24 protein-coding genes are annotated in these 24335 nt (G+C 63.8%); all 24 read left to right on the top strand.

The window, feature by feature from the left end; translation table 11 throughout:
- The first annotated feature begins 77 nt into the window (after positions 1 to 77).
- Positions 78 to 2576: a heavy metal translocating P-type ATPase gene (locus MRB58_RS23205; protein ID WP_244782204.1), complete on the top strand. Its 2499-nt coding sequence runs from the start codon at positions 78 to 80 to the stop codon at positions 2574 to 2576.
- A 92-nt stretch (positions 2577 to 2668) separates the two neighbouring features.
- Positions 2669 to 3109 carry an EF-hand domain-containing protein gene (locus MRB58_RS23210; RefSeq protein ID WP_244782187.1) on the top strand — a complete coding sequence of 147 codons (441 nt, stop codon included), beginning with the start codon at positions 2669 to 2671 and terminating at the stop codon, positions 3107 to 3109.
- A gap of 283 nt (positions 3110 to 3392) precedes the next feature.
- Positions 3393 to 4712, top strand: coding sequence for an APC family permease (locus tag MRB58_RS23215; protein WP_244782188.1), 1320 nt, complete (start codon positions 3393 to 3395; stop codon positions 4710 to 4712).
- A gap of 160 nt (positions 4713 to 4872) precedes the next feature.
- Positions 4873 to 5736, top strand: a complete 864-nt coding sequence (locus MRB58_RS23220) for a DUF6692 family protein (protein ID WP_244782189.1) — start codon at positions 4873 to 4875, stop codon at positions 5734 to 5736.
- A gap of 21 nt (positions 5737 to 5757) precedes the next feature.
- Positions 5758 to 6234: a Cu(I)-responsive transcriptional regulator gene (gene cueR, locus MRB58_RS23225; protein ID WP_083551919.1), complete on the top strand. Its 477-nt coding sequence runs from the start codon at positions 5758 to 5760 to the stop codon at positions 6232 to 6234.
- A gap of 40 nt (positions 6235 to 6274) precedes the next feature.
- Entirely contained in the window at positions 6275 to 6679 is a 405-nt protein-coding gene (locus MRB58_RS23230) for a potassium channel family protein (protein ID WP_244782205.1), read from the top strand.
- 225 nt (positions 6680 to 6904) lie between these two features.
- Positions 6905 to 7096 (top strand): DUF2933 domain-containing protein, encoded by a 192-nt coding sequence (locus MRB58_RS25010; protein ID WP_371747319.1) that lies wholly within the window; start codon positions 6905 to 6907, stop codon positions 7094 to 7096.
- 115 nt (positions 7097 to 7211) lie between these two features.
- Positions 7212 to 7520, top strand: a complete 309-nt coding sequence (locus MRB58_RS23235; RefSeq protein WP_371747320.1) for an NADH-quinone oxidoreductase subunit A — start codon at positions 7212 to 7214, stop codon at positions 7518 to 7520.
- 107 nt (positions 7521 to 7627) lie between these two features.
- Positions 7628 to 8497 (top strand): hypothetical protein, encoded by an 870-nt coding sequence (locus tag MRB58_RS23240; protein ID WP_075223109.1) that lies wholly within the window; start codon positions 7628 to 7630, stop codon positions 8495 to 8497.
- Positions 8494 to 9405, top strand: coding sequence for a complex I subunit 1 family protein (locus MRB58_RS23245; protein WP_244782190.1), 912 nt, complete (start codon positions 8494 to 8496; stop codon positions 9403 to 9405). The genes MRB58_RS23240 and MRB58_RS23245 overlap by 4 nt, the downstream gene beginning before the upstream one ends.
- Positions 9402 to 10112 (top strand): NADH-quinone oxidoreductase subunit J, encoded by a 711-nt coding sequence (locus MRB58_RS23250; protein WP_244782191.1) that lies wholly within the window; start codon positions 9402 to 9404, stop codon positions 10110 to 10112. Before MRB58_RS23245 ends, MRB58_RS23250 begins: the two co-directional genes overlap by 4 nt.
- Positions 10109 to 10414, top strand: a complete 306-nt coding sequence (gene nuoK / locus MRB58_RS23255) for an NADH-quinone oxidoreductase subunit NuoK (RefSeq protein ID WP_244782192.1) — start codon at positions 10109 to 10111, stop codon at positions 10412 to 10414. The genes MRB58_RS23250 and nuoK overlap by 4 nt, the downstream gene beginning before the upstream one ends.
- Positions 10411 to 12315 carry an NADH-quinone oxidoreductase subunit L gene (locus MRB58_RS23260; protein ID WP_244782193.1) on the top strand — a complete coding sequence of 635 codons (1905 nt, stop codon included), beginning with the start codon at positions 10411 to 10413 and terminating at the stop codon, positions 12313 to 12315. The genes nuoK and MRB58_RS23260 overlap by 4 nt, the downstream gene beginning before the upstream one ends.
- 4 nt (positions 12316 to 12319) lie before the next feature.
- A complete protein-coding gene (locus tag MRB58_RS23265; RefSeq protein WP_244782194.1) occupies positions 12320 to 13825 on the top strand; it encodes a NuoM family protein in 1506 nt (501 codons plus the stop codon).
- A 4-nt stretch (positions 13826 to 13829) separates the two neighbouring features.
- Positions 13830 to 15239: an NADH-quinone oxidoreductase subunit N gene (locus MRB58_RS23270; RefSeq protein ID WP_244782195.1), complete on the top strand. Its 1410-nt coding sequence runs from the start codon at positions 13830 to 13832 to the stop codon at positions 15237 to 15239.
- A gap of 1029 nt (positions 15240 to 16268) precedes the next feature.
- Positions 16269 to 17723 (top strand): TolC family protein, encoded by a 1455-nt coding sequence (locus tag MRB58_RS23275; RefSeq protein WP_244782196.1) that lies wholly within the window; start codon positions 16269 to 16271, stop codon positions 17721 to 17723.
- A complete protein-coding gene (locus MRB58_RS23280; RefSeq protein WP_244782197.1) occupies positions 17720 to 19111 on the top strand; it encodes a multicopper oxidase family protein in 1392 nt (463 codons plus the stop codon). Before MRB58_RS23275 ends, MRB58_RS23280 begins: the two co-directional genes overlap by 4 nt.
- Positions 19112 to 19134: 23 nt before the next feature.
- Entirely contained in the window at positions 19135 to 19656 is a 522-nt protein-coding gene (locus MRB58_RS23285) for a plastocyanin/azurin family copper-binding protein (protein ID WP_244782198.1), read from the top strand.
- A 26-nt stretch (positions 19657 to 19682) separates the two neighbouring features.
- Entirely contained in the window at positions 19683 to 19964 is a 282-nt protein-coding gene (locus MRB58_RS23290; protein ID WP_244782199.1) for a copper-binding protein, read from the top strand.
- An 88-nt stretch (positions 19965 to 20052) separates the two neighbouring features.
- Positions 20053 to 21087: a hypothetical protein gene (locus MRB58_RS23295; RefSeq protein WP_244782200.1), complete on the top strand. Its 1035-nt coding sequence runs from the start codon at positions 20053 to 20055 to the stop codon at positions 21085 to 21087.
- A gap of 40 nt (positions 21088 to 21127) precedes the next feature.
- Positions 21128 to 21559, top strand: a complete 432-nt coding sequence (locus tag MRB58_RS23300; protein ID WP_244782201.1) for a hypothetical protein — start codon at positions 21128 to 21130, stop codon at positions 21557 to 21559.
- 350 nt (positions 21560 to 21909) lie between these two features.
- Complete coding sequence (locus MRB58_RS23305) at positions 21910 to 22287, top strand: transposase (RefSeq protein WP_244782202.1); 378 nt, start codon at positions 21910 to 21912, stop codon at positions 22285 to 22287.
- Positions 22284 to 22631 (top strand): IS66 family insertion sequence element accessory protein TnpB, encoded by a 348-nt coding sequence (gene tnpB / locus MRB58_RS23310; RefSeq protein ID WP_244782203.1) that lies wholly within the window; start codon positions 22284 to 22286, stop codon positions 22629 to 22631. Before MRB58_RS23305 ends, tnpB begins: the two co-directional genes overlap by 4 nt.
- Before the next feature lie 40 nt (positions 22632 to 22671).
- Positions 22672 to 24177 carry an IS66 family transposase gene (locus MRB58_RS23315; protein ID WP_244782094.1) on the top strand — a complete coding sequence of 502 codons (1506 nt, stop codon included), beginning with the start codon at positions 22672 to 22674 and terminating at the stop codon, positions 24175 to 24177.
- Positions 24178 to 24335: the final 158 nt, after the last annotated feature.

Genomic DNA, 24335 nt, shown 5'->3' on the forward strand with positions numbered 1-24335 from the left:
GGGAAGCCCCATCTCGCGTTGACGTGCCAAGGGAGGTTCTCATGGATGCATCGGTCGGCCGGCTTCAGCGAACGGGAATGGCGGCGTCGAGTATCGAATTCGGCGTTGAGGGGATGACCTGCGCGTCCTGCGTCGGCCGCGTGGAAAGAGCTTTGAGGGCGATCCCCGGTGCTACGGATACTAGCGTGAACCTCGCCACCGAGCGAGCCCGAGTGACCTTTACGGGACCTGCCGACGCCGCTGTGGTGCGCGAGGCGATCGAGGGCGCCGGATACGACGTCGCCGAGGCGACGACCGAGCTCGCCGTCGACGGTATGACATGCGCGTCCTGCGTCGGCCGGGTGGAGCGCGCGCTCGCCGCCGTCCCGGGAGTTAAGTCTGTCAACGTCAACCTCGCGACTGAGCGGGCGACCGTGCGTCACGCGGACGGGGTGGTGACGACGGCCGCGCTTGTCGAAGCGGTGGAAGACGTCGGGTACCAAGCGAAGCTCGCGAGCGCGGCCGATGCAGGCGACGAGGCGGACGCAAAGAAAGCAGGCGAGCTCAAGGCGCTTCAGCGCGACGTCGCCATCGCCGCGATGCTGACGCTGCCGGTGTTCGTGCTGGAGATGGGCGCGCACCTCGTCCCCGCGTTCCACCACGCCATCGACGTCGCGATCGGGCGCGAGACGAGCTGGCTCATTCAGTTCGCGCTGACGACGCTGGTGCTATTCGGTCCGGGTCTGCGCTTCTTCCGAAAGGGTATTCCGGCGCTCCTGCATGGCGGGCCGGACATGAACTCGCTGGTCGCTTTGGGCTCGGGCGCGGCCTGGGCCTATTCGGTGGTGGCGACCTTCGCAGCTGGTAGCCTGCCCGCGGAAACGCAGAATGTATATTACGAGGCCGCGGCCGTGATCGTCACTCTGATCCTCCTCGGCCGCTTCATGGAGGCCCGCGCAAAGGGGCAGACCGGCGAGGCGATCAAGCGCCTGATGGGTCTGAGGGCGAAGACCGCGCGCGTCGTGCGCGGCGACGAGACCGTGGACGTGCTGATCGAGGAGGTCACGGCCGGCGACGTGATCGCGGTGCGCCCGGGAGACAAGATCCCCGTCGACGGCGTGGTGCTCGACGGATCGAGCTTCGTGGATCAGTCCATGATCACGGGCGAGCCGGTTCCCGTGTCGCGCGGCGAGGGGGACGAGGTTGTCGGCGGCACCCTCAACAAGACCGGCGCGTTCACCTTCCGCGCCACCAAGGTCGGCGCCGACACCGTGCTGTCGCAGATCATCCGCATGGTGGAGACGGCGCAGGGTGCGAAGCTTCCGATCCAGGCGCTGGTCGACCGCGTGACGTTCGTCTTCGTACCGGTCGTGATGGCGGTCGCGGCCGTCACGTTCCTCGTCTGGCTGACGTTCGGGCCGGATCCTGCGCTCACCTTCGCCCTCGTCAACGGCGTTGCGGTGCTCATCATTGCGTGCCCATGCGCGATGGGGCTCGCGACACCCACCTCTATCATGGTCGGTACCGGTCGTGGGGCGGAGTTGGGCGTCCTTATGCGCAAGGGAGAGGCGCTCCAGTCGCTGCGGGACGTCACCATCGTGGCGCTCGACAAGACTGGCACACTCACAAAGGGGCGTCCGGAGCTCACCGACTTCTCCGTGGCGGAAGGCTTCACCGAGGATGAGGTGCTGGCGCTCGTCGCGGCCGTTGAGGCGAAGTCCGAGCACCCGATTGCTGAAGCTATCGTACAGGCGGCACGGGCGCGCGGACTCTCAGCGGGGGAGGTTGCCAGGTTTGACGCCGTCCCGGGCTTCGGCGTCGGCGCGAACGTCGCGGGCCGGCGCATCGACGTCGGTGCGGACCGCTACATGACGCGGTTGGGTCTCGAGCCGGCCGCCTTCGCTGATGAGAGCGCGAGGCTGGGCGGGGAGGGTAAGTCGCCGCTCTACGCCGCCGTCGATGGTCGCCTCGCCGCGGTCATCGCTGTGGCCGACCCGGTGAAGCCGACGACGGCCGCCGCGCTCGCCGCGTTGCATGATCTCGGCCTGTCGGTCGCGATGATCACCGGTGACAACCGCCGCACGGCCGAGGCCATCGCCGCGCGGCTAGGCATCGACGAGGTCATCGCCGAGGTGTTGCCGGATGGCAAGGTAGACGCGGTAAAGACACTGGGCGCGCGCGGCCGGGTGGCGTTTGTCGGCGACGGGATCAACGACGCGCCGGCGCTCGCCGAGGCGGACGTGGGCCTTGCCATCGGCACGGGCACCGACGTCGCCATTGAAGCGGCGGACGTGGTGCTGATGTCCGGCGATCTCAACGGCGTGCCGAACGCCATCGCGCTGTCGCGGGCGACGATGCGCAACATCCGCCAGAACCTCTTCTGGGCGTTCGCGTACAATACCGCGCTGATTCCGGTGGCGGCGGGGGCTCTCTATCCGGCGTTTGGGTTGCTGCTTTCGCCCATCCTCGCGGCGGGAGCGATGGCGTTGTCGAGCATCTTTGTGCTCACGAATGCCCTGCGACTGAAAGGCTTCCGGCCACCCATGGCCCGTGACGGTCGTGTGGTGGCTGCGGTCGCCGCCTCTCCCGCGGAGTGAACCCGCAGAGTTTCGGCGGCGCTCGTCGCCGCTGGGAAAACCGGGCGGAACTCGCCCGCCTCGATATCTCACGAGCATTGGAGGAAATGGTGATGAAACGAAGAGCAACAGCAATCGCCACGCTTGCCGGAGCGGCGTTCTTCACAGTCGCTCCCGCACTGGCCCAGGATAGCAGCCAGAGGCATGCGTCCACGACCGAGACAACGTCGCCAGAGACGCCCGGCAGTAGCCCGCGCGACGGCGCCATGATGCAACGTATGAGCTCCGGTACGATGCCGGGATCGGGAATGAACCAAGTCGGGCAGGGCAAGAACGTGCGTGATGCCCAGCATGGCGGGGACCGGAGAATGGGCCATTCGATGATGATGCGGATGTTGTTCATCGCGGTGGACACAGACGGCAGCGGAACCCTGTCCCTTCCTGAGGTTCAGGAGTTTCATGCACGTATGTTCAAGGCCGCCGATGCGGACGATGACGGCGAACTAACCCCTGCGGAAATGCGCGCAATCATGATGGGCGGAATGGGCGGCTGATCCGCCTTTCCGACGGACCTCACGATCTTGTTCGGAGACGCAAACGCAAGGGAGGACCGCATGTTCGGTCACATGGACGGGTGGGGCATGAATCTTATGGGCGGCGGAATGCTGATCGGCGCGGCCGGCATCCTTCTTGCCGGCATCCTAATCGGCTTTCTGTTCGCCAGACGATAACGGACGGTCCTTCCGCACACGGCCAAGCCGGCGATCGCGCGCCAGACACGGCACGGCGGTCCCGGTGCGAGGACATTGGCCTGTATCATAGCAAGATGAGAGAGCCTTGAGTTCAAGCTACGCAAAGAACAGCCTATCGTTTCTCGATGCGGTCGCGATGGGAACAGGCGTCATGATCGGTGCGGGCATTCTCGCGCTGACAGGGCAGATCGCGGAAGTGGCGGGGTCACTGTTTCCGCTTTCCTTCCTAGTAGGCGCGGTCATAACCGCCTTCAGCGCCTACACATACGTCAAGATGTCGAACGCCTACCCGTCCGCCGGGGGGATCGGGATGATCTTGCAGAAGGCCTATGGGCCGACGACGGTGGCAGCGGGCGCGGCGCTCCTGATGGCTCTCTCGATGGTGATCAATGAGAGCCTCGTGGCGCGGACATTCGCCAACTATCTCTTGCGCGGCCTCGGAATGCCCGCTGAGGGCTGGTTGGTGCCGGCGATCGGCGTTGCGCTCATCGTGTTCGCCTATCTGGTCAACGCGGCGGGCAATCGTTCAGTTGGGCTGCTTTCGCAGATCATGGCGGCGCTCAAGGTTGGCGGGATCGCGCTCTTCGGGATCGCCGCGCTGTGGGCGGGGGGCATCTCCTTCGAAGCTGGCAGCAGCGACGCGGGAGCCGTTGGGTTCGTCGCATCGGTCGCACTGGCGATTCTCGCGTTCAAGGGCTTTACGACAATCACCAACAGCGGGGCCGAAATCACCGACCCCCATCGAAACGTCGGCCGTGCGATCGTGATCTCCATTGGCCTATGTACTGTCATCTACCTCCTTGTCGCGCTCGGCGTTGGGTCGAGCCTGCCGCTCGACCAGATCGTTGCAGCGAAGGACTACGCGCTCGCGGAAGCGGCCAAGCCCGCGCTCGGACAGGCAGGGTTCTATCTTACCGTCGCGCTGGCGCTCGTTGCGACAGCATCTGGGGTCGTCGCCAGTATCTTTGCCGTGTCGCGCATGCTCGCAATGCTGACTGACATGAAGCTCGTTCCGCACAGTCATTTCAGGATGCGCGGCACAATTCGCGACCACACGCTCGTCTACACCGTTGTTATTGCGGGTGGCCTTACGGTTTTCTTCGATCTGAGCCGCATCGCGTCATTAGGGGCGTTCTTCTACCTCGTGATGGACATGCTGATCCATTGGGGCGTCTTCAGGAATCAGCGCAAGACGATCGCCGCGCGCGGCTGGGTTATGCTGACAGCCATCGGGCTGGACGCTTTGGTTCTGGGGGCATTTGCCTTGTTGAAGTGGCAGACCGATCGTCCAATCGTCTTCATCGCGCTCGCCGGGATCCTCTCGGTCTTCGCGTTCGAGCGCATCTTCCTGGCCGCGAGACAGTCGCGGTCCGCGCACCACCACGAGAGTAACGAAGGGGGTTGAAATGCGCGTCCGAGTGCGAGGGCTGCGGCCGGCGAGACGCGCCAACGGCCGTTTCTCCCGCGACGCGAGGGCCTTTCGGATAACCAATTCCACCGAAACTTTAACCCCCTTCCGGGGTTGAGGTTTGATCAGCCTACATGTGATCTCAACGGAGAAGCCTGTGTCTTATTTGCGTTTCGCTGCGATGATCCTGACGTCGACAGCCGTCATGTTCGTCCTCATGTATCTGAACACGTATCTCTTCAGTCACGTCTTCTTCTCGGAGACGCGGACGTACATGGCGATCATGATGGGCGCGGTCATGACGCTGATCATGCTGGCCTTCATGCTGGCAATGTACAAGAACACCCGCCTCAATTTTGCGATCTTCGCCGGCGCGGTAGTCGTTTTCGGTGTGTCGCTCTGGCTCGTACGCAGTCAGGTCACGGTCGGCGACACATCCTACATGCGCGCGATGATCCCGCATCACTCGATCGCCATCATGACTTCGAGCCGAGCGGATATCTCCGACCCGCGCGTGCGCAAGCTCGCCGACGAGATCATCTACGCGCAGGACAAGGAGATCGCCGAGATGCGCTTCCTCATCGACGACATCGACCGGAACGGTGACGGCACCGGGACGGCTGCGCCGTCCGCGTCGGCAATGACGCTCGACGAGGCGCTCGCCACGGCGGACCTTCCCTCGCTCGACCCGCAGTTTATGACGGACGATGAGATCGCGCTGGGTCTTTCGGGCGGAACGACATGCCGGTTCACCTATACCGAAGGAAGCCGTCCAGTGCTGGCGCTTGCCAGCGACGGCGCAGCGCTAATGAAGATCAGCGGGGACCTCGTGCAACTGCAGGCCGACCCGGCCTCACTTGCCAGAGGCCCGACGGCTGCCGCAGCGGGTGTGTCGATGGCTGTCAACGGACCGACCGGCGATCTCCTCGCGGGTGATGGCGAGCGTGACGCTGTGCTGACGATGAGCCTCGATCGCGGGATGACCGTTGGCTACAGCGGCTTCTACGACTGCCGCACCTAACGCTCGCTCGGGAGGCGGAGAATGAACATCGGGCAGGCTGCGAAGGAGTCTGGTGTCAACGCCAAGATGATCCGATACTATGAAAGTATTGGCCTCATAGGCGCGGTCGAACGATCTGCTGCGGGGTACCGAAGCTACGCACCAGCCGATATCCAGACCCTTCGCTTCGTCAGGCGGGCGCGTGATCTCGGCTTTTCGATCAATCAGATTGCGGAGCTGTTGAAACTCTGGGGGGACGGGTCGAGAGCGAGCGCGGACGTGAAGTCCGTTGCGCTGGCCCACATCGCAGAGCTGGAAGGCAAGATCGCGGACATGCAGGCGATGGTCTCGTCGCTGCGAAACCTCGCCTCCCACTGCTCCGGCGACGAACGCCCGGAGTGTCCGATCATCGACGACCTTGCTGAAGCAGGGGGCGGAGCGGGCCGGCCGAATTCCCAACGCCGTGCATCGGCGTCGAAAGGCGGCCCCGCAACGAGACCCGCTACTACGAGCGCGTGAGTAGATCGTGGCTATGGCTTTGGCGATACTCTTGTCCGTCGTGCTGTTTGCCGTCTCGACGAGCATCCACTACGCAACCTTGTGTTCAATTTCGGGTGTACTCTCCAGGATGCCCCCGCGCCCGCACCTCGGACTGACAATCGCCATGATGGCGATCGCGTTGGCGCATGTCGTGGAGGCGACCCTCTACGCTGTCGGGTTCTGGTTAGGTGATACGGCGCTCGGCTTAGGATCCTTCAAGTCGGAAAGCGAGCTGGACTGGATGGACCACTTCTACTTCTCGCTGGTCAACTTCACGACTCTCGGTCGTGGTGACCTGACGCCGACCGGACATCTCCGCTTCATGGCGGGCATCGAAGCCCTGCAGGGCTTCTTGTTGATCACCGCGTCAGGCTCGTTTCTATTCCAGGTAATGCGAGGCTCTGTTCCCCTCTCCCGCCGTTGAACGCGGCTCCATGTTTCACGTCCGGTTGATCGCCTGAGATCCAAGAGTCAGTATTGACCTTACCATGCTGGAAGGTTGTAGCTGATTCTGGAAGTCATCTTCTAAAGGATGAGCCCTATGCGCGGCGCGCCATCGTCTAATAAAATTAATATTGACCCAGAACCTGGGTATCAAAGGACTTCGAAGTCCGCAGGTAATATCGGGATGTGGGCGTGCTGCGTTGCGATGCTCGTGCCCATCGGCATATACTTCGCCTCCGGCGGAAGCCTGACCAGTGTGACCTCTGCGATTGGTCTGCTTGCTCCGCTGGCCCTTTGCGGTGGCATGCACTTCGTCATGCATCGCTGGCTTGGCCGCTCCTGCCACGGCGCCGCGCAGGGCGTTCCGACCGCCGAGCCTTCCCGGCGACGAGCTTAAGCCATGACCCGCATCGTTTGCACCGGCGAGTGACCCACCCGGCGCCGTCTCGCGATCTCGCTCAATGGTTGGATAAGATTTGGAAGCGCTCCTCACCGCCCTCGTTCTGACCGGCATCTTCGTCGCGCTCGTCCTGGCGGCGTACCGGGCGGCCGGCCCGCGATGTTCGCCCTGGCCGCAGCGGCTTCCCTTCCTTGGCGGCGGTGAAGCCGACACGCACGCCTGGCAGCGCTACCATGTGCGCTTCTACACGATGACGCTCGTCTTCATCGCCTTCGAGATGGAGATGATGTTCATGTACCCGTGGGCGGTCGTGTTCGTCGAAGAGGGCCTGAAGGCGCTCGCCGAGATGGGGATGTTCCTGGCCATTCTCTCCCTCGGCATCCTCTATGGTTGGCGCGAAGGGATCTTCCGGTGGCAGTAGGAGGCACCCCGGTCTTCGTCGCCGCGGGTGGCGGTGTCCTCGGCGCAGTCGAGGCACTGCGGCTGGAGCCAGCGCTGACGCTGGTCGCGACCCCACGGGCTGCGCAGGTGCTCGTTGTGGCGGGCGAGCAGCGACCAAGCGACCGTATCGCCCTCGCGCGGATCCACGCCCAGCTTTTTGAGCCCCGCGCGACCGTGTGGTGGCGCGCCGACCGGCCGTCAGGATTCGACTTCGGCACCGGCGCGCCGGAGAGTGTGTCCGACGCTGCGGCCTTCATCAGTGCGCAGGCGACGCAGTCCGAGGGTGAGGCGATCCTGCTCGACGATGGGCCACCCAACCCGTGGGAGGGCGTCGGACCTTACGGTCAGGGCGGCAATGGCATGATGGGCGGGACACCCTACGGCCGACCGATGGCGATGACGACCGACGACCTGCGAGATGGTTTGGCGCTCGACGCATACAGCGCGACATTCGGCCCGTATCTGACACAATGGCCGCCCGGTCTCATCATGGAGACGACGCTCCAGGGCGATGTGATCCAGTCCGTCCGCATCGTCGAAGCGCCGCTCGCGCAGGACCTTCTCGCGGCGACGCCTCATTTGGAGCTCGCACGCCTCCTGCGGCTCCTCGAGCTTCCTGCGCTCGCCGATCGGCTCGTGCGGGCGGCGCTTGCCGATCCCGCGCGCGCCGCAGCCGGGCTGGCCCGCGCGGTCCGGTGGACAGGCCTTCTCGCCGCGATCCCGTCCGCGCTCGCCCGCGACGAGAGCGGCGGCGACGTGCGCAGTCGGACGGCGGGCCGGCTCGACGCGCTGAGCGCCGGCCGACCCGCCGACCCGGCCGCACCCGGCGATCTCGCCGCGATGCTCATCGGCCTCGAATGGCACGAGGCGGCGCTGGTCCTGGCGAGCTTTTCCATCGACGAACTGCGCGGAGCGATCGCGTCGCCGGCCGTCCGAATGGCGAAGGGCGCCGCATGAGCCTCGCAGCATTCCCGTTCCTAGTGTTCTTCCTGGCGCTGGGCGCCGTGCTCGTGGTCGTCCTCGACGCCGTCGCGCGGGCGGCGCTCGCAGGCGCGCCGGCGGGGCCATACCTCGCTGGCACCTTCCGCCATGCCGCGATGCGTCTCTCCGGTCAGTTGGTGACAACCGAGGCGCCCGACCGTGCCAACTGGCGCCTCGCCCCGGCGTGGTACGGGGCGCTCGCGGCGGCGGGTCTCGCCGTCGTCCCGTTCGGCGAGGGCATGGCCCTCATCCAGCTACCCACGAGCATCGTTCTCTGGGGCGCGGTCGAGGCGCTGGTGGTGGTCGTCGTCTTCCTCCACGGGTGGTCGCCGAACGCGCCGTTCCCGCTGATCGGCGCCTACCGCTACGTCGCCACCGGCCTGCCGGTCATGCTGCCGTCGATGTTCGTTCTCATCGGCGCCGCCCTTCCGGCCCGCTCGCTCGACGTACTCGCCATCGTCGAAAGTCAGCGTGAGATGTGGAATGTCGTACGCCAGCCGCTGGGGCTGCCGCTCTTCCTCATCGTCGGCCTGTCGCTCACCTTGCGCGGGCCGATGGACTACGCCGATTCCGCCGACCTTGCCGGCGGTAGCAGCGCCGAGGACTCCGGCCCCGCGCGGGCCATGTGGCAGGCGGCGCGGCTCGCGATGCTGGTCGCATTCTCGGCGATGGCGGCGACCGTCTTCCTCGGCGGCTACCTCGGCCCGCTGCTGCCTGGACCGCTTTGGCTCGCGCTCAAGACTGCGCTCGTCCTCGTGCTGATGGTGGCGGCAACGCACCTCCTACCAAGAATGCCGGTATCGCGGATGGTGACATTCTTGTGGGTGGTCCTCCTGCCGGTCTCCTTCCTCCACCTCCTTGCCGCGGGGCTCGTCGCGCTATGATCGATGCGCTGTTCACCGGTCTCTCCGCTCTGGCGCTCTACGCCGGTTGGCGCGTCTTCCGCGTCGATTCCATGGTGCGGGCTAGCTTCTGGCTGATGATCTCGTTCATCGCCGTCGGCGGGATCGGGCTCCTCCTGTCGGCGCCATACATCGGCGTCGCGACGGTATTCATGATGGCCGTGGAGATGACCGTCATGGTGCTCTTCATGGTCATGTTCATGATGAACCCGGCCGGCCTCAACCCGATGATGATGGTCCATCAGCACCGCTTCTCCATCGGCGCCGGGGTCGTCGCTTTCGCCGGAATGACGGCTGCGACGCTCCTCACCGACCTCCCATCGAACCCTGTCGCGGCGGGCAAGGCGATTGTCCACGACCTGGGGATCGAGCTTCTGGGGGACTCGATGCTGATCTTCGAGACCGCCGGCGTCACGTTGCTCGCGACGATGATGGCCGCCGTCATCCTCTCCGCGCGCACGGGTCGCTTCGGCGACGCCGTCGAGGGCTCGGTCCCGCCGGGCCTCGAGCCGGGAGGGACGCCCGCGGGCCGCGTGCCGGAGAAGAGCGGCGGCCACCACCACGGCCACGGCGGACACGACCACGGCTCCCACGGCGACGGTAGGAGCGATCACGCACACCATCACGAAGGGCATGACCACGACAGCGGCGGGCACGATCATGCCGGCGACAAGGAGAAGCACGCATGACGCTCGCCTCGGTTCTCATCGTTGCCGCGGGGCTCATCGGCATCGGCCTCTACGGCGCACTATCGCAGCAGTCCTTCGTCATGCTGATGATGGGGCTCGAGCTGATCATGAACGGGGCGCTTCTGGCGGTGCTCGGCTTCTGGTCGTTCGCGCTCGGCGGGATGCCGGAGGGGCAGCTCCTCGCGATCGTCATCATGGCCGTCATGGCGGTGGAGATGGCGGCCGGGTTCGCGCTCGTCGTCGCCGTTTACCGCAACCGGCAGGCGGACGTCACCGAAAGCCTCACGACGCTGAAACAATGATCCTCGCCCTCGTCGTCCTCCTGCCGACGCTAGCCGGATTTGCCCTCATTGCCGCCGCGCCGGACCGGCGGGGTGAGCTCGCATTGGCCGCCGGGTTCATCCTCGGCGCCACGCTGGCGCTCGCCGTGGCGGCGATCCTCACCGGCGATACGCTCCTCATCGCCTGGGGCAGCGGCATCGAGCTCGCCGGGCGGCTGACGCCGCTTTCGGCGATCATGCTCATCCTCCCGCCGCTCGTCGCGCTCCCCGTCGTGGTACGCGGCGCGCTGACGGAGGAAGGGCCAGGCTTGCCGCGCATGGTCGGCCTCCTTCTCGTGTTCGTCGGCGGGATGGAGCTCGTCGTCATTGCGGACGATCTCGTCACGCTACTCGTCGGATGGGAGGTGATCGGCGCGGCCTCGTGGGCGCTGGTCGCCCATCGCTGGCGTGATCCGGACGCCGTGACGTCCGGCATCTGGGCGTTTGTCGTCACGCGCACGGGCGACCTCGGCCTGTTCCTCGCGCTGATGGCGACTGTCGCCGCCACCGGCTCGACCCGGCTCAATGCTCTCGGTGAGCTGACCGGCATGCCTCTCGTGCTGGTGTCAGCGGGCCTTCTGGTTTCGGCGGCGGCTAAGGCGGCGCAAGCGCCGTTCTCGCCGTGGCTGTTCCGGGCGATGGATGGACCGACTCCGGTCTCCGCGCTGCTCCACAGCGCCACGCTGGTCGCCGCCGGCGCCTACCTCGTCCTGCGCGCCGGGCCCATGCTGGGCGACGGGTTCGGGGCAGGCGCGATGGCGGTCGGCGCTACCACCGCGGTTGCCGGCGGAATCGTCGCGCTCCTCAACCTGCACGCCAAGCGGCTCCTCGCCGGATCGACCTCGGCGCATCTCGGGCTCATGTTCGTGGCGGCGGGCGCCGGATATCCGGGTGTCGCGCTCGCCCACCTCGTCACCCACGCAGCAATGAAATCGGCGCTCTTTATCGAGGCCGGCACCGCGCACGAGCTTCGCGGCACCTACGCGCTGGACCGCCTCGCCATCGGTCGTGCCGTACCGGTCCTCACCTGGATGACGCTCTTGCCCACGCTGGCGCTCGCCGGCATCCCGCCACTCGGCGCGGCGTGGAGCAAGGAGAAGATCGCTGGCGCCGCGCACGATGCCTCGACGCTCGCTACCATAGCGGTCGTCGTGGCGGGGGCACTTAGCGCCGCCTACGCGATGCGTTTCTATGTCGCCGTCTTCTCCCCCGGCCCGGACGTCGACCCCGGCCGTATCCCATCTCGTGCGGTACTAATCCTCCCGTCGGCCTTCCTCGCCGTGGTGACGCTGGCCCTATCGGTGCTGTGGATCCCCGCGGTTCCCAACACCATCGCCGATCGTCTCGGGGTTGCCCTGCCGCCCGGCTCGCTCGGCCTGTTCGCCGCCTCCATCGCGGCGATCGCGGCCGGGGCCGTCCTCGGCATCGTCATCGCCCGGCGACGCGCGGATCTAGGCAGCAATGACACTGCAGCGGCGCTCGGCGACTGGCTCGGTCTTCCGTGGCTCTTGGAGAACGCGGTGGCGCGGCCGGCCGTCGCGCTTGCCCGCGTCCTCGCCCGCATCGACGATGTCCTCGTCGACCGCGGTGTGCACCTTGGCGCAGCGCTGTCGCGGACGATTGCCCACGTCCTTGCCCGCATCGACGACACTGTCGTCGACCGCGGCGTGCGCCTCGTCGCTGCGTTGTCACGGTGGCTCGCCAACGCGGGGGACCGCTTTGGCGAGTGGGCTACCGATGGCCTGCCCCGGTTGACCGCCTATCTCGTCGGCGCAGCCGGCGGCGGCGTGCGGCGCACGCAGACCGGGCTTTCCCACCATTATTTCGCGATCCTCGTGGCGGGCCTCGCCGTCGCGGTCGCCGTCCTCTCCTACGGAGCGTGACCCGATGCTGACCCTTGCGATCCTCGTCCCGTTCGTCGGGGCCTTGGTCCTCGTGACCGCCCCCGGTTTGAGGGCAACGACCGCGCGTGCGCTCGCCGTCGCCACCGCCGCGGTGCCGCTGGCGCTCCTGTGCTTTGCATGGTCGCGCTTCAGCCTAGGCGGCACCGACTTCCAGCTCGTCGAGGAGATGGCATGGGTGCCGGCGCTCGGCGTCGCCTGGCGCGTCGGCGTTGACGGCGTGTCGCTGGCGCTGTCCCTGATGACGGGGGTCCTCTTCGTCGCCACGATCGCCTGGCCGATGGAGCAGCGCGAGCGGGAGCGCCAGTACTATGCCTGGTTCCTGTTCCTGGAAGCCGCGTCGCTTGGCCTCTTCCTCACGCTCGACCTTCTCGTCTTCTACGTGTTCTTCGACCTCTCGCTGGTCGGCATGTTCTTCCTGATCGGCCGCTGGGGGCACGGAGAGCGGCAGGCTGCGGCGCTGAAGTTCTTCATCTACACCTTCGTCGGCTCACTCGCGATTCTGCTCGCGATCATCGTGCTCGTCCTTCGCACTGATCCGATGACGTTCGATATGCGCGTGCTGATCGCACAGCAGCCGCTCGCCGGGGCGGGGCCGGTCGCGACGCTCGTCTTTCTCGGCTTCGTCGTGGGCTTCGCGATCAAGGCGCCGCTGTTTCCGGTCCACACATGGCTACCACCGGCGCACGTCAACGCGCCTGGGCCGGCGTCCGCCATCCTCGCCGGCGTTCTCCTCAAGATGGGCACCTACGGCATGGTCCGGATGCCGCTCCAGATGATGCGCGAAACGTTCGCGGCCTATGCGCTGCCCCTGGCTGTCGTCGCCCTCGCGTCGATCCTTTGGGGCGCGTTCGTGGCGCTCGGCCAGACCTCGATCAAGCGGCGCATCGCTTACACGTCGGTCAACCACATGGGCTACGCGGTGCTCGGCATCGCGGCGGCGGGCGCGCTCGTCGCCGGTGAGGAGCACGCGCGCCAGCTCGCCCTCACCGGCGCGGTGGTGGAAATGGTGGCGCACGGGCTCATCACCGGCACGCTGTTCCTCCTTGCCGGCAGTATCTGGGCGCGGGCGGATACTTACGAGATGGACCGCTTCGGCGGTCTCGCCGGCGTCGCGCCGAAGCTGACGGCGGCGACGGTGGTGGCGGCCTTCGCGAGCCTTGGCCTGCCGGGCCTCGCCGGCTTTGTCGCCGAGGTGCAGATCTTCATCGGCGCCTTCGCGGTGTTCCCGTGGGTTGCGGCCGTCGGCCTCGTCGGCATCCTCATCACCGCCGCGCTGTTCCTCACGATGCTGCGGCAGGTCTTCTTCGGCGAGCGACCGGTGGAGCGGAACGCCTTTGCGGACGTCGGCCGGGTGGAGGGGGCGGTCCTCCTCGCCATCCTCGCCCTCGTCGTCGTGATCGGCGTCTATCCCGCTTGGCTCCTCGACCTCGTCAACGCCGCCACGGATAGCGCCGTCGTCGGGACCGCCACCGTCGCGCCCGGGGGCTGAGGCGATGCCGATCGGCGACCTTGCACCAGAGATCGCGGTTCTCTTCACCGCGGTTGCAACGCTCCTCTTTGCGATGTTCGCGCCGCGTCGGCTGCATGTCGTCGGCGTGATCATCGCGCTCTCCGGCCTCACTGTGGCGGGTGTTCTCCTCGCCGACCAGCTCGGTCGCACAGGCACCACCTTCTCCGGCACCTTCGCGATCGATGGCGTCGGTGTCTGGGCTCGCTTCCTGATCCTCGTCGCGACAGGCGTGTGCGTGATGATCTCACCGGGCTGGTTTGCAACGGACCGCCGCCACGGCGAGGTCTACGCGGTGTTTCTTCTGTCGGCGGTTGGGGCGATGGCGCTCGCTGGCGCCGCCGACCTGATGCAGCTCGTCGTTGCCGTGCTCCTGTCGTCCGTCACCGGCTACACGCTGGCCGCCTACCATCGCGGCTGGGCAATCTCGGTGGAAGCGGGGATGAAGTATTTCCTCATCGGCGCGCTCGCCAACGCCGTCCTCGTCACCGGCGTCGTATTCGTGACCGGTATGGCCGGGGTTACCGGCTACGAGCCGCTCGCGAACGCCTTTGCCGATGGGCTCATCGCCTCGCCGCTCCTTGTTGCCGGTCTTGCGATGGTCGCCGTCGGGATCGCCTACAAGCTTGGTGCTGCACCGGCGCATACTTGGGTACCAGACGTCGCGGAAGGCGCGCCAGTTCCATCGGCGGCGTTCCTCACGGTGGTCCCGAAGATCGGCGCCGCGGTAGCATTCGCGCGGTTGGTCACCGCTGTTCCTCCAGATGCTCTCGCGTTGCGTCCCCTCGTCGCGACAATAGCGGCTGTGACGATGACGATTGGCAACCTAGCTGCGCTCCGGCAGCAAGATGTGCGGCGGCTGCTCGGCTGGTCGTCCGTCAGCCAGGCTGGGTACGTGCTGATGGCGGTTGTCGTCATCGACCTCGATACCGGTGCGCCGACAGCACTTGTCGCGATGCTCGGAGCGTATACCGTCGGCAACATCGCCGCGTTCGCCGTCGTCGCGGACCTTCGCGGTCGAACGGCGCTTTCGGACTATAGCGGCCTCGCGGCGCGCCGGCCGCTTGACGCCGTGGTGTTGGCGCTTGCGTTTCTTTCCCTCGTTGGCATCCCGCCCACAGTCGGCTTCTTCGGAAAGTTCACAGTGTTCGAGGTTACAATCGCGGGCGGTTACGGTTGGCTCGCCCTCGTGGCGGCGACAAATACGGTTGTGTCGCTCATCTACTACGCCCGCGTGCTGTCGCGGATGGTCTTCGATGCATCAACCAATGGCGCCGTAGCCCAACTCGACAAAATGACTTGGGCGGCGGCGGTCGCAACGGGATCGGCCATTATAGCACTTGGGCTCACCGCCGGGCTCCTGCTGGATCAGCTCGCCGACATCAGCCTCCTGTAATGCTACCCGTTCCAAAAGGGTCGGCTCACTGATGGATTCCAGAAGCACCGGCTCGGGCCGAGGCTATGAGCATGACGGGCGGCACGCGAGTTTGCCGCTCTCGGGGTATCGGCGCGGAGGGCCCCACCGGACTGATTTGTCGAAGCGCGCGGTAAGCCGGGCAGGCGATCCACGAATGCACTTCGCAGCTATAGGATCGAGCCCGATCCGCCGGAGCTATCCCGAGTTCTCCGCTGATAGCAAAGCCGAGCTTCATCACTTTCCACAATCGATAATTGTGTGACTTTTTAGGCGCACGTGGAGCTGTGGCTTCGTAGCACACTTGTTGGTGCACAGGCCGAATGATATCAGGCCAAAGCGTATGTGGAGAAGGTTTTGGCTGTCGCTCGCTTCATATTTGTCGCGCTGATCGTGCTGGCCGTTGGAACGGCTGGTATTGGTCACACTGCGGCCTATGAAGGCGGGAGGACGGCCATCTCCGTAGATGGCTCCGACATTGATGCTCACAGCTCTCATTCAACCGAGGGAGGCGTCGCAAGCGACACCTCTGACGCAGGTGACTGCTCCGATGTGGGGCCCTGTGTCGGCTGCGCCACCCATTGCTCAGCAATGGCTGTTTTTGATCCATTGTCGATGACCACGAGCTTTCGTCCTGAGCGATTGTTAGTGATGCCACACGAACAATTGCTTGCGAGCGATACTGCGACGCTAGAACGTCCGCCTCGAACGATCTGACCGAGCTGCGTCCTTCTGTGGGCGCCGTCAGTCAATTGTCCGATCGCTCCATCTTGAATTGAATTCCATGAAACGCTTGCTCACGGGCGCGCTCGCCGCGTCAGTGGCTGGCTGCGCGGGTGCACCTTACACGGCTGCGCCCCCGCCGCCGGCTGCCGTGCCGACGCTTGCTTCGGTCTCGCTTCCTCAATCTTCCCCGACGGGCGGATATGTTCACCGCGTCCCGGTCGAACCGGATCCGCCGCGCTCTGTCACGCCCCCGGAAGAGGGGTTTGCACGGCCGAGGGTTGGGTCATGACCCGCTGGTCCCGTGCAGCGAGTGCTGTGACTCTCGCCGGGTTCCTTAGTGGCTGCGTTTCCGCGGCGGAGTTTCCCATCGATCGGGGATTTGCCGCCGTCAGCGCCGGCGCCGAGCCGGTCACGAAGTCCCGAAGTGTTTGGGCTACGAATGCGGTCCAGCAGGCACAGAACGAAGCCGAGGTGCACTCACTCGTGACAGACCGCACCATCGACGCCGATACGGCGGTGCGCGTCGCTCTTTTGAACAACCAGGATCTGCAGGCGGCTTATGCGGACCTTGGCCTCTCGGTAGCCGCGCTCTGGCAGGAGAGCTTGCCGGTCAATCCCCGTTTGTCGCTTGGGGTCAATACCACTACCGACATTCTGACCCAGGCCGTCGAAGGCGCCGTGATCGCCAATGTCCTGTCCTACGCCACACGCGGACGTCGTGTGGCCATCGCGGAAACACGCGTTCGCCAGGCGCAGCAACGCGCCATCGAAGCCACTTTGCGGCTCGCTCATGAGACCCGACGTGCTTACTACGAAGCGGCAGCGGCGTGGGGAGTTGTCATCGAGCTGAACCGTGCGCTTGTCGCGGCGGACGCCGCCGCAGAATTGGCGGCCGAGCTCGGTAAAACCGGCGCTTTCTCCAAAGTCGAGCAAGCACGTCAGCAGGCCTTCTACGCGGAACTCACCTCTGAGAAGGCCCGTGCAGTGATGGCAGCCCGACTTGCCAAGGAGGAGCTGACGCGTCGCCTTGGGCTTTGGGGTGCCCGGCTTTCCTACGAGGTTCCAAATGGCCTGCCGCCTCTGCCCCGTTCAGTCCCCGATCAATCCGCCATTGAACGGTTGGCGCTTCAAAACCGCGCCGACCTCAAGATCGCGAAGCTGGAGCTTGAAGCGCTGGCCCGCAGTTATGGCCTTACGAAAGCGACCCGGTTCGTCACCGACCTTGAGGTCGCCGCAGGGCTGGAGCTCGAGCGCGAAGAAGAGGTGGACGAAGGTGATACCACGGTTACGAATCGTCTGACGCCCCGGCTCGAAGCGGATTTCGCTATTCCAATCTTCGACACGGGAGAAGCACGCCTCAGAACGGCGGAGCTCAAAATCATGCGGGCGACAAACCTCCTTGCCGCCCGCGCCGTGGCCGTGCGCTCGGAGGCTCGAGCTGCACATACCGCGTACCGGGGTACCTACGACATCGCCAAGCACTACCGTGACGCTGTCGTTCCGCTGCGCAAGACCGTCGAGGACGAGGCCGTCCTGACCTACAACGGCATGATCACCAATACATTCGATCTGCTGGCCGATACCCGTGCGCGCATCGAGTCTGTGAGGGCTTCGCTCGAGGCACGGCGGGACTTCTTCCTCGCGGAGGTCGATGTCGCGGCGGCGATCTGGGGTGGTGGTGTTGCCGGTTCTGAACCCGCCGAAACCGAGGTTGCAGAAGCCGAAGGAGACGAAGAATGACCGATCGTTCGAGTGCCACCGGCATGTCAAGGCGCCAGATCCTGGGTGCAGGTGCTGCAGCCGGAGCTCTGGTATCCACCGCAGCATGGTCGCGCACGACCAACATGAGCTTGCCTGATGCGCCGCTGATGGAAAGTTCGGCCACGCAGACCCCGGTGAGACCGACTGCAGGACTGCCATACAATCCCGTCTGTACGCTGAACGGCTGGTCGCTTCCGTTCCGCATGAACGGCAACGTCAAGGAATTCCATCTCGTCGCCGAGCCGGTCGAGCGCGAGCTCTCCGACGGCACGATCGCGCATCTCTGGGGCTACAACGGCCAGTCGCCAGGACCGACTATCGAAGCGGTTGAAGGCGAGAGAGTCCGAATTTTCGTTACCAACCGGCTCCCGGAACACACGAGTGTCCACTGGCACGGCCTTATCCTGCCGTGTGGCATGGATGGTGTCACGGGATTGACCCAGCCCGGCATCCCGGCCGGCAAGACCTTCGTCTACGAGTTCGAACTGACGAAGTCAGGCACGCACATGTACCATCCGCACGGCGACGAGATGGTGCAGATGGCGATGGGCATGATGGGCTTCTTCGTCATCCATCCGAAAGACCCGGATTTCATGCGCGTCGACCGGGACTATGTGTTCCTGCTGTCGGCCTATGACATCGATCCGGGCAGTTACATGCCCCGCGTCATGGAGATGACCGACTTCAACCTGTGGGCCATCAACAGTCGCGTCTTTCCAGGCGTCGATCCGCTTGTGGCCGCGAAGGGGGACCGTGTCAGGGTCCGTGTGGGCAACCTGACGATGACCAACCATCCGATCCACATGCACGGATACCATTTCGAGGTGACGGGCACTGATGGCGGTTGGGTGCGGCCCGAGGCGCGCTGGCCGGAAGTGACGATCGACATCCCCGTGGGGGCGATGCGCGCCTATGAATTCGATGCGATCCACGAAGGCGACTGGGCACTGCACTGTCACAAGTCGCATCACACGATGAACGCGATGGGCCACGACGTCCCGACCTTCATCGGCGCTGACAAGACGAACGTCGCCAGAAAGATCCGCCTTATCCAGCCCGAATATATGCCGATGGGCACCAACGGCATGGCCGATATGGCCGAAATGGCGATGCCGATCCCGGACAACACCGAACCCATGATGGGGGGATGGGGCCCCTTTGGCTCGGTGGAGATGGGCGGCATGTTCACAGTGATGAAGGTTCGCGAAGGGCTCGCCGCGGACGACTATTCGGACCCCGGCTGGTTCGATCATCCCCCGGGTACCGTCGCTTACGAGTGGACGGGTTCACTGCCCGAGGTGGCCTCCATGGACGAGGCCGCCACGGTTCCGCCGCAACACGCCGAGCCCGTTCGGCGGGTTGACTGACCATCTCAACAGACGAGGACAAGATGAAGCTTTCTGCTGCTGCATGGCTCGCCGCCACGCTCATTATCACTCCGGCTACGGCATTCGCCGCTGGCAGTCACTCTGGTGGCCACGAGGATGGCCAATCCGCAAAGGCCGACGCTGATGATCATCACGGGGAGATGGCGATCGGCTCCCCCGGGAAAGCATCCGAGGTGGCTCGAACGATCCGCATCTCGATGAAGGAAACCGACAGCGGAGCGATGGTTTTCGAGCCAGCTTCCATCGACGTGAAGCGCGGCGAAACCATACGCTTTTCGATTACCAATGACGGGGTACTCGAGCATGAGTTCGTGATGGACGCTTCGCCGGAGATCGCCGAGCACAAAGATCTCATGCGGCGGTTTCCTGAGATGATGCACGACGATGAAAACGCAGTGCGTCTCGAGCCAGGCGATGATGGCGAAATTCTCTGGCGCTTTACCAATACTGGCAGCTTCGAATTCGCCTGCCTCATTCCCGGTCACTACGAGATGGGGATGCACGGTCCACTCACCGTCAATTAATCCCGCAACGTCTTAAGGACATCCTCATGAACAAACTTGCGCTCACTGCAGCATTGATCGGCAGCCTCGTCTTCACTCCAGTCGTTTTTGCGGCTCCGGTATCGAAGGGCGAGGTGACCAAAGTGGACACTCGTCGCAATCGCGTCACCGTCAAACACGGCCCGCTCGACAACCTCGAGATGCCGGCGATGACGATGGTCTTTGAGGTCTCTGACCCGGCGATGATGGATCGCTTAACCGTTGGTCGCGCCATTACATTCACCGCCGATCGCGTCGAAGGGAAGCTCACGATTGTTGAGATAGAGTAAACATCATCGGCGCCGCCAATTTGGCGGCGCCCTCTCTAAGCGTCGGTAGGCGTGCGTACGGCATTAGAATAGTAACGGAGTAAATTCTATGTCAGAGATTTCTGTGGACTCACGGCTATCTAAGGTTATATTGAAGAATAAGTATAGGTTCGAGCTTAAGCCTCTTCTTAAGGGCATGAATGCATTCACATTTTTCGCATACGTATTAAATATTACCTGGAGAATTCAGGCGCTCGCGTGTCTTTTTGGTTTATTCCTATTGATAATAACATATATTAATCTTGAACTAATAAAATTAACGATCAATTCGGTCATCGACTCCGGTCACTTCCCGATAATACTTCTTAAAAATGAAGTGTCACAATTAGAACTTCTAATAGTATCGCTGGCCGCATTAATGTTAGTTTATCTAATGCTTTCCGTAATTCGGTTCTTGGTAAATATTCTGCAGGGTATGATTTGTGAGCGAGTCCTGATTGCTTTGAGACGAAAAATCTACGCTTCACGGGCGCAAACAAACAGCAAAAAGAGTGGAAATGGGATTATCCCAGTCGTTTCACAGGAAATCGAGCCCCTCGGTGGATTTTCTGGTGAAATGATAATTCTGCCGCTAGTCCAGGTTGGAACATTCCTAACTGTGCTATTTTTTATTTTTTCGCAGAGTAATGTACTCGGTGTTGCAGTGGTTGCACTCATCCCTATCCAGGTTATTTGGTCGGCCTGGATGCAGAAGAAGCTAAACCGATTTTGGCGAGATCGTATTCGTTTGATGCGGATACTGGCCGTGAGAGCTACAAAATTATCGTCCGTTCCAACGGGCATGGAGCGTATATTTTCTAATATATACGCCAATAGGATAGCAATCTATAGGACAAAATACTTAATAAAATCGGCAAATTCATATTTAGTTGGAGTGTCATCTGTAGTAGTTATTGGGGTCGGTGGATATCTAGTGATGAGTGATGATTTGACAGTTGGAGTTATCGCCGTGACTCTCGGTGCTCATAAAGATTTGTCTGGAGCATTTCGTGAATTGTTACGTTATAGGCAGATGTGGTGTGACGTATCAGTCAGATACCTTGAACTGAAAAGGAGCGTAGGGGAAGTCTTCGCTGAAGCGTGATCTAACTGTTAGAGTGTATCAGGTACGTTGGGAGGCTCGGATGAGTGTAAGGTGGGGTCTGACTGTAGTCGCGGCATTATTCGTGGGAGGCGTTGCTCATGCCAACGGATCATTGCCCAATGCCGAGGTGGGCGACGGGATCAATATCACGAACGTAACTCTTGATCGCATCGTAGATGAGAATAAAATAAGAGCTTCATTTGTAGTAGAGAATTCTAGCTCGCAAGTTGTGAGGCTAAATAGTATAACGATAGGGGGTGGTGATGCGACCATTACAGTCGGTGGTGTTCCTCTAATTTCGTCTATGCCTGGCCTTTTGATGCGATATAATGATGAGCTTGACTTCTCGACGTCTCATTTGATGGCAACAGTTGAAGCGATTGATGTCGAGTTTGAAGAGCTGGATCATATTGTAGTCGAAATCGAAATTAATGGTGTTAAAAATCAGATAACAGTGCATCGCCGCCTCTGACTACGTGCTGTCGGTTGTCCGCATTCCGAATGCAAATCGGCAGAAGAGGGAAGTTTTGCGCTGACGGCGAGGCGTGACCTGCCACTGATCGTTCATCCAGCGACGACTTGAGTCTCGGCTGTTGATGCACCATTTTGACGCGGGTGAGCCATCGGAGCGTCGGTGCCGATTGCGGTGATGGTGGTCGCGAACCGTGCCGGAGTGGTGTAGCCCAATGCCGAGTGAGGCCTCTCGGTGGTGTAATGTAAGCGTACGGCGTGCTCGCCCTTGCGGTCGGGCTCGTGGTGGCGAGTCTGCTGACGCGTAGCGGGCGGTAAGTGTCCGCGTAGCAATAAGCGGACACGTCGGGAATGACCGGTCACATGACAGCGGTGCGGCGGCGCCGGCGGTACGAGGCCGCATTCAAGCGTAAGGTCGTGCGCGAGGCGAATGCGCCGGGAGCGTCGGTCGCCGCTGTGGCGCGGCGATACGGCCTCAACGCGAACATGGTGTTCATGTGGCGCCGGGATCCCCGTTTCGGGTCGCGCGCGGCGGAAGCCGTTTTTCTGCCGGTCGAGATCGGCACGAGCGGCACTGCGGCCCGCACCGATCAACCGCCCAGGGCGAGCGCTGTGCCGGACGGTGAGATCGTCATCAGGTTCGACTGCGGCGTCGAGGTGATGTGCCGCGGGGACGTTGACGAGGATGCTCTGGAGAGGGTGCTGCGGGCCGTGAGGCGTAGCGCATGATCCCGGTGCCCGCCTCGACACGGATCTGGCTCGCGGCGGGCGTGACGGACATGCGCAAAGGCTTCAACGGGCTCGCGATGCTGGCCGAGACGATCCTCAAGGAGGACCCGTTCAGCGGTCATCTGTTCGTATTCCGCGGCCGGCGCGGCGACCTGATCAAGGTGATCTGGTGGGACGGTCAGGGAGCGTGCCTGTTCTCCAAGCGGCTCGAGCGTGGGCACTTCGTGTGGCCGTCGCCCGCGGATGGACGCGTGGCGGTGACGAAGGCGCAGCTGGCAATGCTCCTGGAAGGCATCGACTGGCGCGCGCCGCAGCGCACCTGGCGCCCGCTGATCGCAGGATGAAGCCCGCCGGGTAAGGGAGCGAATCACGTAGGATTGGGCCATGCCGAGCACGCTGGCCGATCTTCCCGACGACGTCGACGCCCTGAAGGCGATCGTGGCGACGACGCGGGCGGAGCTCGCCTCGCGCGACCTCCTGATCGAGAAGCTCAAGCACCAGCTGAGCGGATTGAAGCGGCATCGCTTCGGCACGTCCGCCGAGGGGCTCGAGCAGCTCCAGATGACGCTGGAAGATATCGAGATCACGCACTCGGCCGAGGTCATTCCCGAGCCGTCGGCGAGCGAGCCAAAGGGCAAGCCCGTCCGCAAGCCGCTCCCCGGCCATCTGCCGCGCCGGAACGAGATCCTGTCGCCGGGCAAGGCGTGCGAGCGGTGCGGCGGCAGGCTGAAGCTGCTGGGCGAGGACGTCACCGAAGAGTTGGAGTACGTTCCCGGCCGCTTCGTCGTGAACCGGATCGTGCGGCCGCGCATGGCATGCGCGTGCTGCGAGGCGATCCTTCAGGCGCCGCTGCCGTCGCGCCCGATCGAGCGGGGCCGGCCGGGGCCCGGCCTCATCGCGCACGTCCTCACCGCCAAGTACGCCGATCACCTGCCGCTCTACCGCCAGAGTCAGATCTTCGAGCGCGACGGCCTCGATCTCACGCGATCTACGTTGGCCGGCTGGGTCGGTCAGGCAACGCGCCTTCTCGAGCCGCTTGCCGACGCGATCGGCCGGCACGTGCGCCAAGGCGCTGCGATCTTCGCCGACGACACGCCCGTGCGGGTTCTCTCGGCCGGTGCCGGCGGCAAGACGGCGACGGGCCGGGTGTGGGTCTACGCCCGTGATGAACGGCCTTGGGGCGGCGCAGCGCCGCCGGCGGCCTGGTACAGGTTCTCGCCGGACCGAAAAGGGATCCATCCCCGGACCCATCTCGCCGGGTTCAGCGGCTTCATGCACGCAGACGGCTATGCCGGGTTCAACGAGATCACGCGCACCGGCGCCGTGCGCGAGGTCGCCTGCCTCGCGCATATCCGGCGCAAGTTCGTCGACGTCGCCACCGCGCAGGGTTCGTCGGTGGCCGAAGAGACGCTGCGGCGCATTGCGGAGCTCTACGCGGTCGAAGAGAACATCCGAGGCAAGCCGCCCGACGAGCGAGCCAGGATCCGGCAGGTCGAGACGAGACCTCGCTTGGACGCCCTCGTTCTGTTCCTGACGATCACGCTGCAGCGGGTGTCCGGAAAATCCTCACTCGGGCAGGCTATCCGCTATGCGCTCACCCGGCTGCCGCGGCTCGAGCCGATCTTCGAAGACGGCAGGCTCGAGATCGACAACAACTCGGCCGAGCGGGCCATGCGCGGCATCGCCCTCGGCCGCAAGAATTATCTCTTCATGGGATCCGACGGAGGCGGCAACGCCGCAGCGATCGCCTACACTCTGATCGAGACCGCCAAGCTCAACGGCGTCGATCCGCAAGCCTGGCTCACCGACGTCCTCACGCGCATCGCCGACCATAAGATCACCAAGCTCGACGCGCTGATGCCCTGGCACTTCAACGCCTCAGCCCACTGACGGAAAAAGCAAGGTCGGGCACGCCGCACGCTTACGGTGTAATCGATGACCCACTCGGAGATGGCATTCCGGAACAACCTGAAACGGCAGTTCGTCGCTCGACCGGGATCGACGACAGTCATCCAGCATAACCCGGCCTCTAAGGGCCGTCGACAAAC

Source organism: Acuticoccus sp. I52.16.1 (assembly GCF_022865125.1).
In the GTDB taxonomy this organism is placed as follows: Bacteria; Pseudomonadota; Alphaproteobacteria; order Rhizobiales; family Amorphaceae; genus Acuticoccus.

What these genes read in the sequence shown, in the direction of transcription:
- MRB58_RS23205 (WP_244782204.1), top strand. Translation starts at nt 78, where the DNA reads ATGGCGGCGTCGAGTATCGAATTCGGCGTTGAGGGGATGACCTGCGCG.
- MRB58_RS23210 (WP_244782187.1), top strand. Translation starts at nt 2,669, where the DNA reads ATGAAACGAAGAGCAACAGCAATCGCCACGCTTGCCGGAGCGGCGTTC.
- cueR (WP_083551919.1), top strand. Translation starts at nt 5,758, where the DNA reads ATGAACATCGGGCAGGCTGCGAAGGAGTCTGGTGTCAACGCCAAGATG.
- MRB58_RS25010 (WP_371747319.1), top strand. Translation starts at nt 6,905, where the DNA reads ATGCTCGTGCCCATCGGCATATACTTCGCCTCCGGCGGAAGCCTGACC.
- MRB58_RS23245 (WP_244782190.1), top strand. Translation starts at nt 8,494, where the DNA reads ATGAGCCTCGCAGCATTCCCGTTCCTAGTGTTCTTCCTGGCGCTGGGC.
- MRB58_RS23250 (WP_244782191.1), top strand. Translation starts at nt 9,402, where the DNA reads ATGATCGATGCGCTGTTCACCGGTCTCTCCGCTCTGGCGCTCTACGCC.
- nuoK (WP_244782192.1), top strand. Translation starts at nt 10,109, where the DNA reads ATGACGCTCGCCTCGGTTCTCATCGTTGCCGCGGGGCTCATCGGCATC.
- MRB58_RS23260 (WP_244782193.1), top strand. Translation starts at nt 10,411, where the DNA reads ATGATCCTCGCCCTCGTCGTCCTCCTGCCGACGCTAGCCGGATTTGCC.
- MRB58_RS23265 (WP_244782194.1), top strand. Translation starts at nt 12,320, where the DNA reads ATGCTGACCCTTGCGATCCTCGTCCCGTTCGTCGGGGCCTTGGTCCTC.
- MRB58_RS23270 (WP_244782195.1), top strand. Translation starts at nt 13,830, where the DNA reads ATGCCGATCGGCGACCTTGCACCAGAGATCGCGGTTCTCTTCACCGCG.
- MRB58_RS23275 (WP_244782196.1), top strand. Translation starts at nt 16,269, where the DNA reads ATGACCCGCTGGTCCCGTGCAGCGAGTGCTGTGACTCTCGCCGGGTTC.
- MRB58_RS23280 (WP_244782197.1), top strand. Translation starts at nt 17,720, where the DNA reads ATGACCGATCGTTCGAGTGCCACCGGCATGTCAAGGCGCCAGATCCTG.
- MRB58_RS23285 (WP_244782198.1), top strand. Translation starts at nt 19,135, where the DNA reads ATGAAGCTTTCTGCTGCTGCATGGCTCGCCGCCACGCTCATTATCACT.
- MRB58_RS23290 (WP_244782199.1), top strand. Translation starts at nt 19,683, where the DNA reads ATGAACAAACTTGCGCTCACTGCAGCATTGATCGGCAGCCTCGTCTTC.
- MRB58_RS23295 (WP_244782200.1), top strand. Translation starts at nt 20,053, where the DNA reads ATGTCAGAGATTTCTGTGGACTCACGGCTATCTAAGGTTATATTGAAG.
- MRB58_RS23300 (WP_244782201.1), top strand. Translation starts at nt 21,128, where the DNA reads ATGAGTGTAAGGTGGGGTCTGACTGTAGTCGCGGCATTATTCGTGGGA.
- MRB58_RS23305 (WP_244782202.1), top strand. Translation starts at nt 21,910, where the DNA reads ATGACCGGTCACATGACAGCGGTGCGGCGGCGCCGGCGGTACGAGGCC.
- tnpB (WP_244782203.1), top strand. Translation starts at nt 22,284, where the DNA reads ATGATCCCGGTGCCCGCCTCGACACGGATCTGGCTCGCGGCGGGCGTG.
- MRB58_RS23315 (WP_244782094.1), top strand. Translation starts at nt 22,672, where the DNA reads ATGCCGAGCACGCTGGCCGATCTTCCCGACGACGTCGACGCCCTGAAG.